This window comes from Flavobacterium sp. (assembly GCF_039916025.1).
GTDB lineage: Bacteria > Bacteroidota > Bacteroidia > Flavobacteriales > Flavobacteriaceae > Flavobacterium.
The window spans coordinates 14,937-31,898 of the sequence record NZ_JBDSMB010000019.1 but is presented as its reverse complement, the minus strand read 5'-3'; the positions used below and the strand labels follow the sequence as shown (position 1 = coordinate 31,898).

Annotated in this window: 11 protein-coding genes; 2 read left to right on the top strand and 9 right to left on the bottom strand. The window is 35.7% G+C overall.

Features of this window, described 5'->3' with window-relative positions; all coding sequences use genetic code 11:
* On the top strand, positions 1-2,276 hold a 2,276-nt coding region (gene uvrA / locus ABIQ27_RS01295), incomplete at its 5' end, for an excinuclease ABC subunit UvrA (RefSeq protein WP_348031315.1).
* 55 nt (positions 2,277-2,331) lie between these two features.
* On the opposite strand, the gene ABIQ27_RS01290 is transcribed toward uvrA, so the two are convergent.
* Positions 2,332-3,519: a M28 family peptidase gene (locus ABIQ27_RS01290; RefSeq protein WP_348031313.1), complete on the bottom strand. Its 1,188-nt coding sequence runs from the start codon at positions 3,517-3,519 to the stop codon at positions 2,332-2,334.
* Between the two features lie 282 nt (positions 3,520-3,801).
* Between ABIQ27_RS01290 and ABIQ27_RS01285 the strand changes: the two genes are divergently transcribed.
* A complete protein-coding gene (locus tag ABIQ27_RS01285; RefSeq protein WP_348031311.1) occupies positions 3,802-4,413 on the top strand; it encodes a hypothetical protein in 612 nt (203 codons plus the stop codon).
* Between the two features lie 96 nt (positions 4,414-4,509).
* On the opposite strand, the gene ABIQ27_RS01280 is transcribed toward ABIQ27_RS01285, so the two are convergent.
* The 8 genes from ABIQ27_RS01280 to ABIQ27_RS01245 form a co-directional block, all read right to left on the bottom strand.
* The gene (locus ABIQ27_RS01280) at positions 4,510-5,946 is read right to left on the bottom strand and encodes an MFS transporter (RefSeq protein ID WP_348031309.1); all 1,437 of its coding nucleotides are present in this window, start codon (positions 5,944-5,946) and stop codon (positions 4,510-4,512) included.
* Between the two features lie 142 nt (positions 5,947-6,088).
* Complete coding sequence (locus tag ABIQ27_RS01275) at positions 6,089-7,846, bottom strand: discoidin domain-containing protein (protein WP_348031307.1); 1,758 nt, start codon at positions 7,844-7,846, stop codon at positions 6,089-6,091.
* Between the two features lie 19 nt (positions 7,847-7,865).
* Positions 7,866-9,962, bottom strand: a complete 2,097-nt coding sequence (locus ABIQ27_RS01270) for a glycoside hydrolase family 97 protein (RefSeq protein ID WP_348031306.1) — start codon at positions 9,960-9,962, stop codon at positions 7,866-7,868.
* 99 nt (positions 9,963-10,061) lie between these two features.
* The gene (gene bglX / locus ABIQ27_RS01265) at positions 10,062-12,362 is read right to left on the bottom strand and encodes a beta-glucosidase BglX (RefSeq protein WP_348031304.1); all 2,301 of its coding nucleotides are present in this window, start codon (positions 12,360-12,362) and stop codon (positions 10,062-10,064) included.
* 9 nt (positions 12,363-12,371) lie between these two features.
* Entirely contained in the window at positions 12,372-13,079 is a 708-nt protein-coding gene (locus ABIQ27_RS01260; RefSeq protein ID WP_348031302.1) for a prolyl oligopeptidase family serine peptidase, read from the bottom strand.
* A gap of 15 nt (positions 13,080-13,094) precedes the next feature.
* Positions 13,095-14,462 (bottom strand): glucoamylase family protein, encoded by a 1,368-nt coding sequence (locus ABIQ27_RS01255; RefSeq protein WP_348031301.1) that lies wholly within the window; start codon positions 14,460-14,462, stop codon positions 13,095-13,097.
* Between the two features lie 83 nt (positions 14,463-14,545).
* Complete coding sequence (locus ABIQ27_RS01250; RefSeq protein ID WP_348031299.1) at positions 14,546-15,451, bottom strand: LamG-like jellyroll fold domain-containing protein; 906 nt, start codon at positions 15,449-15,451, stop codon at positions 14,546-14,548.
* A 42-nt stretch (positions 15,452-15,493) separates the two neighbouring features.
* The gene (locus ABIQ27_RS01245; RefSeq protein WP_348031297.1) at positions 15,494-16,951 is read right to left on the bottom strand and encodes a RagB/SusD family nutrient uptake outer membrane protein; all 1,458 of its coding nucleotides are present in this window, start codon (positions 16,949-16,951) and stop codon (positions 15,494-15,496) included.
* Between the last annotated feature and the right edge of the window lie 11 nt (positions 16,952-16,962).

Here is a 16,962-nt window from a genome sequence, read left to right as displayed (position 1 = left end):
AATTGGAAGATAAGCTAAAAGTATTATTGCAACAGGGTTTTGCACGTATTTTGGTCAACAATGAAATGGTGCGTTTAGATGAAATCGACCAACATTCTTTAGACAATAAAGACATCTTATTAATTATCGATAGAATTGTAGTTAAAGAGGAAGAAGAATTTTTTAACCGTTTGGCCGATGCAACACAAACTGCTTTTTTTGAAGGCAAAGGAATTTGTTATCTTCAGGATTTGGAGACCAATAAGCGTTTGACCTTTAGTTCTAATTTTGAACTTGATGGCATTACTTTTTTGGAACCAAACATTCATCTTTTTAGCTTTAATAATCCTTACGGTGCATGTCCAACCTGCGAAGGTTATGGCAATATAATTGGTATTGACGAAGAATTGGTTATTCCAAATACAGCGCTTTCTGTTTTTGAAAATGCAATATTTCCATGGCGTGGTGAAAGCATGGGTTGGTATCGCGACCAGTTAGTAAACAGCGCTTATAAATTTGATTTTCCAATACACAAGCCTTATTTCGAATTAACTGACGCTCAAAAAGATTTAATTTGGAAAGGAAATAGTTATTTCACAGGATTGGACGATTTCTTTACTGAATTAGAAGCCAAAAATTATAAAATCCAGAATCGTGTGATGTTGTCGCGCTATCGTGGTAAAACCAAATGTACGACCTGTAAAGGCAAACGTTTACGCAAAGAAGCTAACTATATTTCGGTAGGTGGAAAAACTATTTCGGAATTGGTTGATATGTCTATAAAACGATTAATTCCTTTTTTCAATGAATTGAAACTTTCAGAATACGATCTAAAAGTAGCCAAACGATTGCTTTTAGAAATTAATAACCGATTAGCATTTTTAAGCGATGTTGGTTTGGATTATTTGACATTGAATCGAAATTCAGCAACACTTTCTGGTGGTGAATCGCAGCGAATCAATTTGGCAACTTCACTCGGAAGTAGTTTGGTTGGTTCGATGTATATTCTCGATGAGCCAAGTATTGGTTTACACCCAAAAGACACAGAGCGCTTGATTAAAGTTTTGAAAGACCTACGTAATTTAGGCAATACGGTTATTGTTGTTGAGCACGACGAAGATATTATGAAAGCTGCCGATAGGATTATTGATATCGGCCCGGAAGCCGGAACATTTGGTGGTGAACTAGTTGCCGAAGGAACTTTTGAAGAAATCCTAAAAGCCGATTCTTTAACAGCTAAATATCTTAATGGTGAATTAGAAATTTCGGTGCCAAATAAACGCAGAAAATCCAATAACTTTATTGAAATAAAAGGCGCACGCGAAAACAATCTTCAAAACGTAGATGTAGCTTTTCCTTTAGAATGTTTGACTGTAATTACCGGAGTTTCAGGTAGCGGAAAAAGTACGTTGGTAAAGAAAATTTTATTTCCAGCCATGCAGAAAAAATTAGAAGGCATTGGAGACAAGGCCGGACAATTTACAGAGCTATCCGGAAGTTTTTCACATATAAGACATATTGAATATGTAGACCAAAATCCGATTGGAAGAAGTTCGCGTTCGAATCCTGTGACTTATATCAAAGCATACGATGATATTCGGGAATTATATGCTAAAGAGAAACTTTCCAAAGTTCGTGGTTATCAGGCCAAGCATTTTTCATTCAATGTTGATGGCGGCCGATGTGAAACCTGCAAAGGAGAAGGTTCAATAAATGTAGAAATGGTTTTCATGGCTGATGTCTCTTTGCCTTGTGAAACTTGTAATGGCAAACGTTTCAAAAAAGAAGTCCTGGAAGTAGCCTTTGAAGGCAAAAACATTGATGACATATTAACGATGACAATTGATGATGCTATTGCCTTTTTTGCAGAAAACAAACAAACAAAAATCACTCAAAAACTGCAACCATTACAAGATGTTGGTTTGGGTTATGTACAACTGGGGCAATCCTCTTCTACCCTTTCCGGTGGTGAAGCGCAACGTATAAAACTAGCTTCGTTTTTAGTAAAAGGAGTTACGAAAGAAAAAGCATTGTTTGTCTTTGATGAACCAACGACTGGTTTACATTTTCACGACATCAAGAAACTATTGGCTTCATTTGATGCATTAATTGAAAAAGGACATTCTATTATTGTCATTGAACACAATCTCGACTTAATAAAATGTGCCGACTGGATTATTGATTTAGGCCCGGAAGGTGGCGAAAATGGCGGGCAGCTTCTAGCCGTTGGGACACCTGAAGAAATTGTAAAAAATAAAAAATCCGTTACCGGTCATTATCTTAAGGATAAACTATAAAACAAAAAGTCCTCTCATTTTAGAACGAGAGGACTTTTTGTTTATATCAGATTGATTATTCTACAATAATCTTTTTAGTAATTTTTTTAGTTGCTGTTTGCAGAACTGCTAAGTAAACCCCTTTTGACAAACCTTCTAAAGGAATCGATTCAATCAAATGTGCATTTTCAACTTGTTTTTTGAATACTTCTTTTCCCTCCATATTAATCATGGTAAAGTTATATTTTGTTTCAGTTATAGTTCCCAGATTAATATTCAAAGTGTCTTTTGCCGGACTTGGATAAAAACTCACTTGGTTATCATTCTGAAAGTTACCGTTTCCCAAAGCAGATGTGTCAGCCACGGCAAAATGCATTGTCGCACCAATTGTAGCTTTAGCAACATTATAATTATAAACCGGATCCATATAGATTAACAAATCCGTATTAGTATGTTTATGTGATGTTTCGTGTGTTTCAAAAAGCCCTGTTATGATCTCATTATTACTTTGAAATGACATATAATCCGAAGCGTAAGTATAAGATAAATGCGTGTTTAATGGAGAATACAATCCAACACATGTAATCAATTCGTCAGTGATAATACTTGATTGTACGTTGTTTGTAGATGGATTATTATTAGTATCTCTTTCGCAAGTAATTGTATCATTGGTCAAACCGGCAACGCCTCCGACTTCGTCTAAATTTAAAACCAAACGAATGTCCATTTTTGGAGTAGTTCCATTTACTACTGAAGAAACAAAATGCTGACTTCCTTTTAAGCCGTCTTCTTCACCGCTGAAATTGATGAATTTTATAGAATATTCTGTTGGGATATTTTGCAATAATCGCGCAGTTTCCAAAATACAAACTAAACCGCTTCCATTATCATTTGTTCCTGTACCACCAATAGAATCATAATGACCACAAACAATCACATAAGTATTTGGATAAACTGTACCGATTTTGGTAACAATAAGGTTTTTGCAAATGGCTGTTGAGCCTGTATACGTATATGAATCCTCCTGAATTTGATTTGCTGAATAACCGAATTCCTGGTATTTGTTTTTTAACCAGTCAAAAGTATTTTGCAAAGAAGTTGTACCTCTTCTTTTTAATCCTAAGGATTCAAAGGTTGTCAGGTTATTGGTAATATTTGCTTGTGAACATTGCTCAACAACAGAACCATAGTAAGGAACATATACCTGTCCAAAACTATTAGAAGTTAGCATTAATAAGAAAAATGAAAGTAGTAGGTTTTTCATTGAAGATATAATAAATAATTATTTATTTCGGATTGTAAATCGGCAACAAATGTACTAAAAAATAGAGTGATTCGCAATTGTCAATGCAATTTAATTTGAAGACATTGGCAGTAATATAATTATTAACTAATTGAATATATGTTAGTTAATTTATATTAATCAAACCTTAAGAATTCAATTCAGCGTTTTGGCACACCAATTGAAATGTCGTAATCAACAATAAAATTGTTCGAAGAAGCTGAAAATCGAAAGAGTAAGCAAAAAACTCAAATTACAATTATCATGAAAAAAATTACCCTTTTAGTAGCTAGCATTTTTCTAGTTGGAAGTGTAGCGAATGCATCAGAAATCAAAAAATCTGATGAAGAAAATAGAATGAGATTTAGCTTTGATGAGCCAATATCATTTATGGAAAGAGGCATTGAGTTTTTCGTTTTTCCAAATGGAGAATTTGATTTTAACACTCGTCCACAAGACAGCGAAGGCGATTATTTTTACAAAACCGCTGGAAAAAGAGGAAATACTCAAGCAAGAAAACAAATGAATTATGGTACTCGAATAGAGCATGATAGTTTTGGTAGAGTAAGAAGAGTTGGTAACACGTTTATCAATTATGACAGCAGAGATAGGGTAAGCCGTATTGGAACTGTTTATATGAAATATAACAGAACTGCATTAGCCCAAATTGGTGGAATGCGAATTGTGTACAACAGAAGAGGTGAAATAGTTGATACTATTGGAAATATTAAAGGTTACAGCAACTCTGGATATGCTTTCAATAATAACAATCATTATGACGATAACAATTATACTGCGTCAAACAATAATAATGATGACGATTATTACTTCTATAAAAATGATGGCTCAAAAGCTAAAATTGAAGATAAAAAATAAGTTAAAAATAGTTAGATTGATTGGTTAGGTTTTGATGAAAAAATCCCGCAAAGTTGAAAGACGATGCGGGGTTTTTGATTTTATATAATTAAAGGATTAGTGTCCACTACTAACTTTCTTATCAAAATCGATACCTTGACTTTTTAATATACCACTCACTTTCCATGCATAGAAAGCTAAGTAAGCAAAACAAAAAACGCCAACAATATAACTAACATGAATATTACTCATATCAGCAATATAACCTTGCAACCAGCTCACAATCCCACCACCCATAATCATCATGATTAAGAAACTGCTTCCCTGACTGGTGTGTTTTCCTAATCCGCTTATCGCTAAAGTAAATATACATGGCCAAAGTGTACTACAGAATAACCCAACCGAAGTAAAGGCATAAACGCTCGCCATTCCTGTTGTTGCCATTCCGACTAGTAAAGCGCCAATTCCTAATATGGAGAAAATCAATAACATTCTTGCCGGATTTCCTTTGCTTGCCATATCTGCTACTATCAACACCAAAATGATTAAAGCATAAATATAGAAGTGAGATAAATCGTGGTCCATGAATTTATTTACTGCAAGGAAAACTCCAAAAGCTAAATAAGGTGCCAGAAAGCGTAAGAACTTTTGTGTATTCATATTATCTGTAAAAGCTTCAACCGCTCCTGTCCAACGACCAATCATTAAACTCGCCCAGTATAAAGAAATAAATGGCGCAATATCTTTAGTGTGAAAGCCTAAATCACCTTCCATATAAGCGGGTAAGTTACTGGCCGTAGAAACTTCTACTCCAACATAAACAAAGATTCCAATCATTCCTAAAATCAATTGTGGGAATTGAAGTGCCGAAGTTCTGCTGCTTTGTTCCTTATTATGATCTTCAACAACAGCTTCAGGTTTATCCGGAATTGAAGACATTTTGAGCATAACAGCCACTATTAAGAAAGCTGCACCTAAAACTAAATAAGGCGTTTTCACACTTTCAATACTCATTTCAGTATTGGTAGAAGTCGCTGCTCCAAAGATTGCAAAACTCACAATTAGTGGTCCAATTGTAGTTCCCAAATTGTTGATTCCGCCCGCTAATGTTAATCGTTGCGAACCTGTTTTTATAGGTCCTAATGCAATGGCTAATGGGTTGGCTACCGTTTGTTGCAAAGAAAATCCTAAAGCCACAGTAAACAATCCTGATAACATTAAAGGAAATGAATGCATGTTTGCTGCCGGGTAAAACAATAATGTTCCCAAAGCCGAAATCACTAATCCTAAAGCTAATGAGTTTTTATACCCAATTCTATTGATTAAATCGCCTTTTGTCAAATACGAAATAATCATATAAATTATAGAACCTACTGTATAAGCAACATAGAAAGCAACTGAAACCAACTGACTTTGCCCTTGGGTTAAATCAAATGCTTTTCTGAAAACTGGAATTAAAATGTCATTACTGGCGGCAACAAATCCCCAAAAGAAGAAAACAGTTACTAAGGGAATAAATTGCGCCCAATTGGTTTTTACGCTTGATGTACTCATAAATTGGTTTGGTTTTTTTCCGCTTCGCTCCAAACAATTCGGCTGCGTCTCGGGTTGGTTAAATACTATTGTTTTTGGTTGTTTTTAATTAATTCATAAAAGTCGTTAATTGAAATGTAATTTCTAATTTTATTTTCACTTTTTAATCTGCTATTTTAATGTCACTTTTTGGTCCTATTCCATTATTATTGAAAGCTTCTATTTGAAAATAATAAGCATCCGATTTATCTAATCCGTTAAAGTAATATTCTGATTTTCCATAAACCATAATCGAACCGTATAATTTATCCGGAGATTTTCCAAAATAAATCACATAACCATCAGCTTTTTGCTCTTGCTGCCATTTGAACCAAACGTTTCTTCGTTCTCCTTTTACTTTTGGACCAGAACGCAACGGAACAAAATTCTGAACAGCAGCTGGCTTCTCGCCTGCTCCTTTTCCAAAGACTCTAAAACCGCTTAACGCAAATTTACCTGTTGGCATTTGAATATTTTCCAATTTAAGAAAACGGGCGTTTGATGGTGTTTGAAGTTCTATATAATCATGCGGAACGTCAGTTGTGTTTTTACTTTTATCCACTAAAACTTTCCATTTTTTACCATCGTCAGAAGAATAGATAATATACTTATGTCCAGTAGTTTTTTCCGGTTTTCCCATTAAATCAGCATCTTGGTCGGCATAGTTAATCTGGATAGCATTAATCGTGCTTATTTCTCCTAAATCAGTAATGAAATATTCACCTTTGTTTGCCGATTTTGCACTCCAATAGGTTTTGATATCTTCATCAACAGCATAGTTAGGTTGAAATCCTCCAAGTGTGGAAGAAACCTGAACTGGTTTGTTATAATTCAACAACATCCAACCTGAGAAATTATCGTTTAAATGGTTTTTATTCTGCGAAGGCAAATACGTTGGATAATCACCATACGCTGTATTAGAATACAAAATATCATCTTTATCAAAACCTGCAGGCCAAATTCCGATACGTCTTTCAAAATTATTTTTCACACAAATCCCAATAGTGGAAACATGCCAGTATTGATTGTTGGCATCCTGAAAAGTTGCTCCGTGACCTGCTCCTCTTGCAAAACCTCCTGGTTTATATGAAAACGGATTGTGCGACTGATATTCAAAGGGTCCAAGTGGATTGTTCCCCACATAAACGCCGTCAGCATAACCGCTGAATTCGGTTCCAGGCGCGCCATATTGCAAATAATATTTGTTATTATATTTTGTCATGAAAGCACCTTCGGTAAAGGGTTGCAAAAATGTATTATCGTTGTGTTCACCAAAACGTTCCCAACCATGTTCGTAATCATTCAATGCTATAACCGGAATAACTTCACCTTCAGGTTGGAATGTTTTTCGATTGAGTTTTACACCATACAAAGGATACAAATTACTCGAACCATAATATTCATAGAGTTCATCCTTTTCTTTGTCCCAAAAAATTTGTGGATCCCAGGCGCCGATTTGATGATTTTCAACCAGTTTTTTCCATGAATCTTTTTCAGGATTTTTACTCATCCACAAAGCGAATTCTTTCGTATGTGTTGAACCAATTACCATCAAAGTATCATTGACAAAAGACAAGGAAGGCGCACATAATTCGTCCCAGACTTTATTCTCAGGTTTTAAGAACTTTCTGGAAATGAATTTCCAGTTGAGCATATCTTTACTGTGCCAATAACCCCATTGATTGGTAGCAAACAAATAATATTCTCCTTTAAAAAAAGTGATAACCGGATCGGCTGTCGCTCTGTGTTTTCCTTGCTTTACAAAATCGGGAATCGGACAATATTCGTAATCAATGTTGATTGGATTGCAATACGTTTTCTGCTGCGAAAAACTACTTTCCACAATCAATAACAAAAACAATAAAGCAATACTTTTTTTCATTTACAAATGCTTTTTTTTTTTAATTTATTGGCACAAAACTTATAGCTGTGCCGCCACCTTTTGCCAAACTTAATTTAATTTTTGACTTAGAGGTAACTTGTATAGTTTTTATAACATAGGATTTTGGATTTTTTTCCCAATCAGCATCAACGCCATCTTGATATATAGTAGCTTTATACTTTTTATTAGGCGAAAGGAAATCTAATTTAAGTTCTGTAGCACGGGCATTTTCATCTGTTATTGCTCCCAAAAACCAGTTTTCTGATTTCTTGTCTTTTCTGGCAACCGTCAAATAATCACCTGGTTCTGCTTCAAGGTATTTTGAATCCTGCCAATCCACCGCAACATCTTTTATAAATTGAAACGCATCAGCATATCTCTCATAATTTTCAGGTAAATCAGCTGCCATTTGTAGCGGAGAATACATCGTAACATATAACGCCAATTGCTTTGCCAAAGTGGTATGAACCTGAGCGGTCTTTGTTTTGTCGTAAAAACTCATTTTGATTTCAAAAATTCCCGGTGTATAATCCATTGGTCCACCTAATAATCTTGTAAAAGGTAAAATGGTTTCATGCATTGGTGGATTTCCATTGCTCCAGGCATTGAATTCGTTGCCCCTTGCCGCTTCTGCTGCAATGTAATTTGGATAAGTTCTACTGTAACCTGTTGGTCTTGAACTTTCGTGCGAGTTCACCATCAATTTATTTTCTGCCATTCGTTGGGCAACATAATTAAAATGATTGACCATGGTTTGACCATCGTGAAATTCGCCACGCGGAATAATTCTTCCCACATAACCCGACTTCACTGCAGGATAACCATACTTCTTCATCAAATCCATTGCTCTGTCTAAATGTCTTTCATAATTCGCAACCGAACCTGAAGTCTCGTGATGCATAATCATTTTGACACCTTTAGATTTGGCATAATCGCTAACTGCTTTCAAATCAAAATCGGGATAAGGCGTCGTGAAATCGAAAACATTTTCTTTCCAGTTGCCAAACCAGTCTTCCCAACCTACATTCCAGCCTTCAACCAAAACGCCGTCAAAACCATTTTTTGCAGCAAAATCAATATAATGCTTTGTGTTTTCTGTAGTTGCTCCGTGTTTTCCTGAAGGAATTAATTTTCCATCGGCAGCATTTTGTGCATTTTGTGAACCTGCAAAATCCCAGGTCGATTTTCCAACATGCATTTCCCACCAAATTCCAACATATTTCATTGATTTTATCCAGGAAGTATCTTCTATTTTAGATGGATCATTTAAGTTCAAAATCATTTTGGAACTAACTATATCTCTAGCATCATCGCTTACCATAACGGTTCTCCAAGGGGAAACACAAGGTGTTTGCAAATAGGCTTTATCTCCAATAGCATTCGGAACTAAACGTGATGTTAGCTTATATTCATTAGGAACCAAATCCAAATGCATAATAGGATAATTTACCACAGCAGCTTCAAAAATATTGATATACAAACCATCAGCCGATTTCATCATTAATGGCGATTGAACAACGTATTTTCCTGCTATGCTTTTTAAATTGATGCCATTGTTTTTATCAACATTATCTGTGTTTACTTCTGAAAGCTTAGATTCGGTATACGCATATTCCTGACTATCAAAATCACCCGGAAGCCAAAATGTTTTGTGATCGCTGGTTAGATTGAATTCTGAGACTTCATCCGAAACGATAAAATAATTTAAGTTAGGTTGTTTCGGAAATTCATAGCGAAAAGCAACACCTTCGTCAAAAACCCTGAAAATGATGTTCATTTTTCTATCTGCCAAAGCCTGATATAGTGCAACGGTTAGTTGATTGTAGTTGTTTTTAATATTGGACTGTTCACCAAGAACTGGCTGCCATGTTTCATTGACCGTTACTTGTCTGATGCTGTCTATCCTGAATTTATCGTCCAAATCACGCGCTCCTTTTAGTTTAATACCCAAATAACTTTTAAGAATAACTGATTTGTTTTTATACGAAACCTCATAAGTTGGTTTTCCGTCGGACAAAGCGAATTTCAAAGTGATTTGCTTTGAAGGAGACTGAACGGTTTGTGCATTAACAGAAAGCACGAACAGCAAAAAAGAAATAGTAATATATTTTTTCATGGATGAATAATTTTTTATAAAGATAAAAAGAACGCTGTATTATTTTCAAAAAACCCTCTAGTATTGACTAAAGGGTTTTCCTCGAAGTGCACAAAAAACTTATTTAACTAACTCAAACAAAGTTTTCAGTTCCGCGTTGGAATTGCTTCCAACAAAAATTTCAAATTCACCTGGCTCTGCAATGAACTGTAAATCTGAATTATAGAATTTCAAATCTTCTGCCGTAATTTGAAATGTCATGGTTTGCTTTTCTCCTTTTTTAATATTTATTTTCTGAAAGCCTTTTAATTCTCTCACTGGTCTTGTAACCGAGCCAACCAAATCCCTGATGTATAACTGCACTACTTCTTTTCCGTCAAAATTCCCTGTATTAGCAACATCAACAGTTACTTTTAAAGTTTCAGAAGGCGAAATTTTGGTAGATGAAATTTTCAAATTTGAATAATCAAAAGTGGTATAACTCAATCCGTATCCGAAAGGAAATAAAGGTTCGTTTCGTTCATCTAAATAATTAGATTTGAATTTTTCGAAAATGCCATCTTTATTGCCTAAAGGTCTGCCCGTGTTTTTATGATTATAGTAAATTGGTATTTGCCCAACGCTTCGGGGAAAAGTTGCGGTTAATTTTCCCGATGGATTTTCATTTCCGAACAAAACATCTGCAATGGCTAAACCCGCTTCGCTTCCTGCAAACCAAACATCTAATATTGCCGGAACAGTGTCATTTTCCTGATTTAAAACTAATGGTCTTCCATTAAATAAAACCAAAACAACTGGTTTTCCAGTTTTTAGCAGAGCCTGCAATAAATCTTTTTGAGCTTGTGGAATTTCAAGATTTGTTCTGCTGCTGGATTCTCCGCTCATTTCGGCAGCTTCGCCAAGTGCAGCAACAATAATATCCGCCTGATTAGCTATTGCCAATGCTTCACTTAACATTTCTTCTTTGCTTCTGTTATCTCTGTGCAAGGTTTTACCAAACATAGTTGCTCTTTCTTCCAAAGCGGCATCATAATCGAGATTGCTGCCTTTAGCATATACTATTTTGGCAGATGCACCAACAACAGATTTTATTCCGGCCAATAATGAAACCGAATTTTCCTGCTTAGTTGCCACACTCCAGGTTCCTGCCATATTTTCTTTGGCATCAGCCAATGGACCAATAAGAGCGATTGTTCCAGATTTTTTTAATGGTAAAAGTTGGTTTTTATTTTTTAACAAAACCAAAGATTCTGAAGCTATTTTTCTGGCTTCTGCTCTGTTTGATTGTGTAAAAATTTCAGTTTTCGCTCTATTGAAATCACAATATTTGTATGGATCTTGAAATAATCCTAAATCATATTTTGCATTAAGAATCAATCGGACGGCATTATCGATTTGTGCCAAAGTCACTTTTCCTTCATCAATCGATTTTTTCAGTGTTGTTAGAAAACCTTCTCCAACCATATCCATTTCAACTCCGGCATTTAATGCTAATGCAGAAACGGTTTGCAAATCGCCCATTCCGTGTTCTGTCATTTCATTGATTCCTGTGTAATCTGTGACAACAAATCCTTTGAAATTCCATTGTTTTCTTAAAACATCAGTCAATAACCATTTATTACCAGTAGCCGGAATTCCATCAATTTCATTAAAAGATGCCATAACCGAACTTACACCAGCATCAACGGCAGCTTTATAAGGTGGAAAATAATCGTTATAAATTCTGATTCTACTCATGTCAACTGTATTGTACTCTCTTCCTGCTTCTGGCGCACCATAAAGAGCAAAATGTTTTACACAAGATAAAATAGTATTGTTTTTGTTTAAATCGTCGCCTTGATAACCATGAACCATTGCTTTTGCAACCTGACTTCCAAGATATGGATCTTCGCCCGAACCTTCGGAAATTCTACCCCAACGTGGTTCACGTGAAATATCAACCATTGGTGAAAATGTCCAGTTAATTCCATCAGCGCTGGCTTCCTGGGCGGCGATTTGGGCACTTCGTTTTATCAAATCCATATTCCAGCTGCAGGACAATCCTAACGGAATTGGAAATGTAGTTTCGTAGCCGTGAATAACATCCATACCAAAAAGCAATGGGATTTTCAGGCGGCTTTTCTCAACAGCTATTTTCTGAACTTCTTTTATTTTTTGAACTGATTTTATGTTGAATAAACCACCAACTTTTCCTTCCTCTATTTTTTTTGCAATATTGGAACTGTTGGCTTGACCAGTAGTGATATCTCCGGATGTTGGCAAATTCAGCTGCCCAATTTTTTCCTCTAAAGTCATTTTGGCTAACAAATCGGAAACAAAAATTTCTTTAGTAGCTATTGGCATTACTTTTTTGCTTTTTTGGGCAAAAGAAGTAACGGTTCCCAACAAGACGAATAGTAGTATGGCGAATTTAATTTTCATTATATAATATTATTGTTTTTTAACTTGTTGTAACATCCAATCATAAATTTCCTGATTGTCATAAACTCTGGTCCAACAACCATGATTCTCATCGTCAAAAAGAGTTAATTTAACATCAGTTGCGTTACATGCTTTTAATAATTTATACATACTTACTGGGTAATATGGATTGACTAAATCATCGAGTAATCCATGAAAAATTCTAATGGGAATGTCTTTTAATTTACAAGCATAGTCTTCCTCATTCAAATCAACGTAACTTGAAATTGGAACCAATGCGGCAAATAATTCAGGGTGCAATAACGCAAGATTCCAAGTTGCCCAACCACCAGAACTTAATCCGGTGAGGTAAATTCTATTGCTGTCAATGTTATTTTCTTTTTGAACTTTTAAAATCAATCTGTATAACGTTTCCGAATTGAAAGATTCATTTTCTGGACATTGTGGTCCAAGAACATAAGCATCTAAAGTGTGTGTTTTTAAATACTTGAATGGTCCGTGGATTTTTACTCTTTCAACGTCTGTTCCCTTTTCTCCATCGCCAACAAGAAAAATGATCAAAGGTTTTTTCTCTTTGGTGTTTTCTGGCTTATGAAGTAAATAGTTATAGGTGTATGAAGTATGAATCTCGGTGCTAAAACTTCCTTCAATGTCTTGAGAGAAAACAAAGAAAGGAGAGCTTATTAAAAAAATAATAAGTGCTAGTTTGATTTTCATAATTCAAAAAACTGTTTAAAATCCGTGTTGTGTCGATGAAAATCCTAAATTTTGAAGTCCGGTTTGAACTTCTGGTGCCTGCATGAATAAATTCCATAGGAAACCCGTTCTATAATTTTCAATCATCGGAACGATAGTACCCTGATCGATAGCCAAATATCTTTTGGTTACCCAATCATAATGAGGAGAAAAAGCATCATATGGTCCGGCAACTCCAATTAATCTGTCTTTCCAATCTTCATTTTCATAAAAAAACCGTAGTGCTTTCATTGATTCTGTTGGTGTATATGGGAAATCCGATAAAGCGGCTGTTGGTGAAATCACACCTCTGTCATTACCAGGTTTATGATCGGTATAACCAACACTTCCATTTGGATTTCTGCTATAACTTGCGGTTAAGCCCCAGCAATCTTCTCCATATCCAGTCCACCCAACCGGATTGGTAACACAATATCTATTCATTATTTTGGCATGATTCTGAACCAATGTCCAATAGTTTGCATATTGATCTGATAAACCTCTTGGGTCTAGTCCCATATAGGAATAATGAGCCCAAAACATTGGGCCAACATTTCCGGTTGAACCATTATAATTAAAAACTACGGGAATTCCATATTGAGAACCTCCGTGAACAATTGCTCCATTTCTTGCCCACGCCTGATGATAAGCTGCAGACGGTATGGCATGAGTTGGAGAAGCTGCTCCCATAATATAGGTAATCAGGCATTCGTTGTATCCTTCCAGTTTGAAATTTTTAATCCAAGCGTAATTAGGTGACCAATGCCAGTACATTGCATTTTCACCTTTGGTATACCAATTCCATTCAACACCTTTCCACAAGTCATCAGCTTTTTGGGCCAATGTCTGTTCGGCTGGAGTTCCGTTTTTGAAATATTCTCTAACACAAATTAATCCCTGACACAAAAATGAAGTTTCGACTATATCTCCGCCATCATCATCGGCGCCAAATGGCACAACATGTCCATTGGTTCCATTTATCCAATGTGGCCATGCACCATGAAATCTATCTGCATTCTCGAGGAAAGTTAAGGCTGTGTTTAGCCTGGTTACTGCTTCTTCTCTTGGTACAAAATTCCTTTCTATACCAACTAAAATAGTCATTAATCCAAAACCTGAACCTCCCGTTGTAACAAGATTTACATCAACGTAAGTTTCGTCGGTATGATAACGTTCTCTAGCGAGTTTAGAATTAAACTCAGCGTAATCCCAAAAGTATTTGAAAACATCATTTTGCACCTTATCCAATAATTGCTCATCAGTTAAGGGCGTTACTTCTTCATGTGTATCTCCTGACTTATCGGAGCATGAACAGGAAACAAGCAAAAATTGAAAAATTATTAATGATTTAACTAAACATTTCATGATTGATGATATATGATGTAATTGATTTTAAAATATGAAGCCTAACAGACAAATGAGCGCCTGTTAGGCTTCATTTTTACTAATTATCTACCTTCTAATCCTAATCCATACAAAGCCCCAATTTCTGCGGTAGTAAGGGTTTTGTCATAAACTCTTAATTCATCGACTTGTCCTTTTAACGCAGCGTTCCAAGTGTCAAGATTTGTTCCGTTAACAACTGTCTCTAAAGCTCCGATAACCGGTCTTGTTGGAAGGAAATGGTTTAATGGGAATGGATCACCGCCATTTCTTACTTCCCAAGCAGAATTAGAGATTTTAACACCGTTAACATAAATTCTGTTAGTTGCAGTTGGACCATCATAAACATAAACTACGTGAGCCCATTGCCCACCAATTTTGTTAGCAGCCCAAGTGTGGGTTGCATCCATCCAAGCTTCTTGTTTAATCATGTTTACAGCATCTCCACCGAACTCAGTTCCATCTGGTTTTTTGATTCTAAAAACACCTTTCATCTGAATTGAATCACTTGTTGTCAATCCGTGAGTTTCTGCCATTAAATTTAAATTACCGAATGCTTCACCAGTTCTTGTCAAAGAGAAAATTGGAGATGTAGTACTAACTGCAGCTGGGTTTGCTTTATTGTTAGATACTTTAACCCAAACTGAAATTGATGCACTTCCTGACGTTGTGTTCAATGCTGTGATAGCTGGATATGCCATATAACCATAGTTAAAACTTGCTGCCTGACCTTTGATACCATCTACATAGGTTGTGGCAACAGTAGAAGTTGGAGATGTATTTGAAACTTCTTCTTTTCCGTTCCCGTCTAATGGCCAATAAGCTTTTTGTGAAGATGCTGCTACCTCGTCAGAATTGTTGTAACCTCCAATTGGCGGTAATGAACTACCTGAGTCGCTGCTGCAACTTGTAAAAGATGCAAATGCTAAAGAAAAAGCAAATGCCGAAACTAAAATTTTGTTTGTTTTCATAATTTTAAATATTTAATGTTTAAGTTAATATAAATGATAATGTTAATATCCTGGGTTTTGTGTTAACCTGTTATCGCTAGCGATAATCTGATCAAGCGGTATTGGGAATAATTCATGTGTTCCTACTATAAAAGTTTTACCATCAAGGCTCATAGCAGCTGGACCCTGACCGGTTCTGACAATATCAAACCAACGATCGTGTTCCATTGCCATTTCGGCTCTACGTTCTTTAAGAATGGATTCAAGTGTTACTGAAGTAACGGCAGTCAAGCCTGCGCGAACTCTAATTTCTGAAATTCTGTCAACAGCTTCAGATGTCATTCCTGCATGAAAACCTGCTTCGGCTCTAATAAGAAGTATGTCGCTGTATTTTAATATTCTCAAATTCTTAGCAGTTTGCCCTTTATCGCCATTCCATGATTCGGCAACACTGCTTTGGTATGCTTTGTAATTGTATCTTGGATTATTCCATGTTGTTGGTGCAATAAATCCATCCCATAATACAGATGGTACAAACATTACTGTGGCATCTTTTCTAAGATCTCCGGCTTCATATGAGTTTACCAAAGATAAAGATGGTGTATTAAAGCCCCATCCTAAATCGGGAGTTCCTCTTGGTCCCTGAACATTGGTATAATCGACAAGGCCTTTGGTTAATGTGGCTTGTACTTCATAGATAGATTCCGAGCTGTTTTCTCCTACTTCTCTCCATACATTAGCATAATTTGGAAGTAGTGAATATTGACCAGATGAAATAACTTCACCAGCCATATTGTAGGATTCCAGCCATTTTTCCTGATATAAATAAACTTTAGCTAACAACGCTTGTGCAGCTCCTTTGCTTGCTCTACCTAAATCATTTCCAGCATAGGTGCTTTTAAGAGGTAATCTGTCAATTACATCTAATAAATCAGCTTCAATCTGTGCGTAGGTTTCTTGTTTGGTTTTTCTAATGTAGACTATATTATTGATTGCTTCTGAATCGTTAATGTCAATCTTGGTCGTTACTATTGGGACACCTCCGAAGCATCTTACCAAATCAAAATAAAACAACGCTCTTAAAAATTTCACTTCTCCTATGTATCGGCTTTTTAAGGTCTCATCAATCGTAAATTGATCTAAATAAAACAGTGCCGTATTAGCTCTTCCTATTGCCTGATATCTGCCTTCCCAAACATCACTGAAAGAAATATCAGTTGATGTAAAAGTCAGATTATCCATTTTGCCTTTATCTGTTCCGTAATCGGTTGGTGTAGAGCCTTTATCTGCATCATCAGAAGTTATGCTTGTAATCCCTATCCATGAAAAAGAATACATATTATAATCCAGTTGTTTGCTATAGACGCCATTCACCAACTGAATAGCATTATTTGGATCATTTAAAAAATCATCTACTTCAATAACATCATTTGGCTTCACATTCAAGTCGTCTTCACAACTTGTGATTACTAAAGCAGAAAATAGAAGTATTAGGAGTTTATTGTTTAAAATATTTTTCATATCAATCTTTT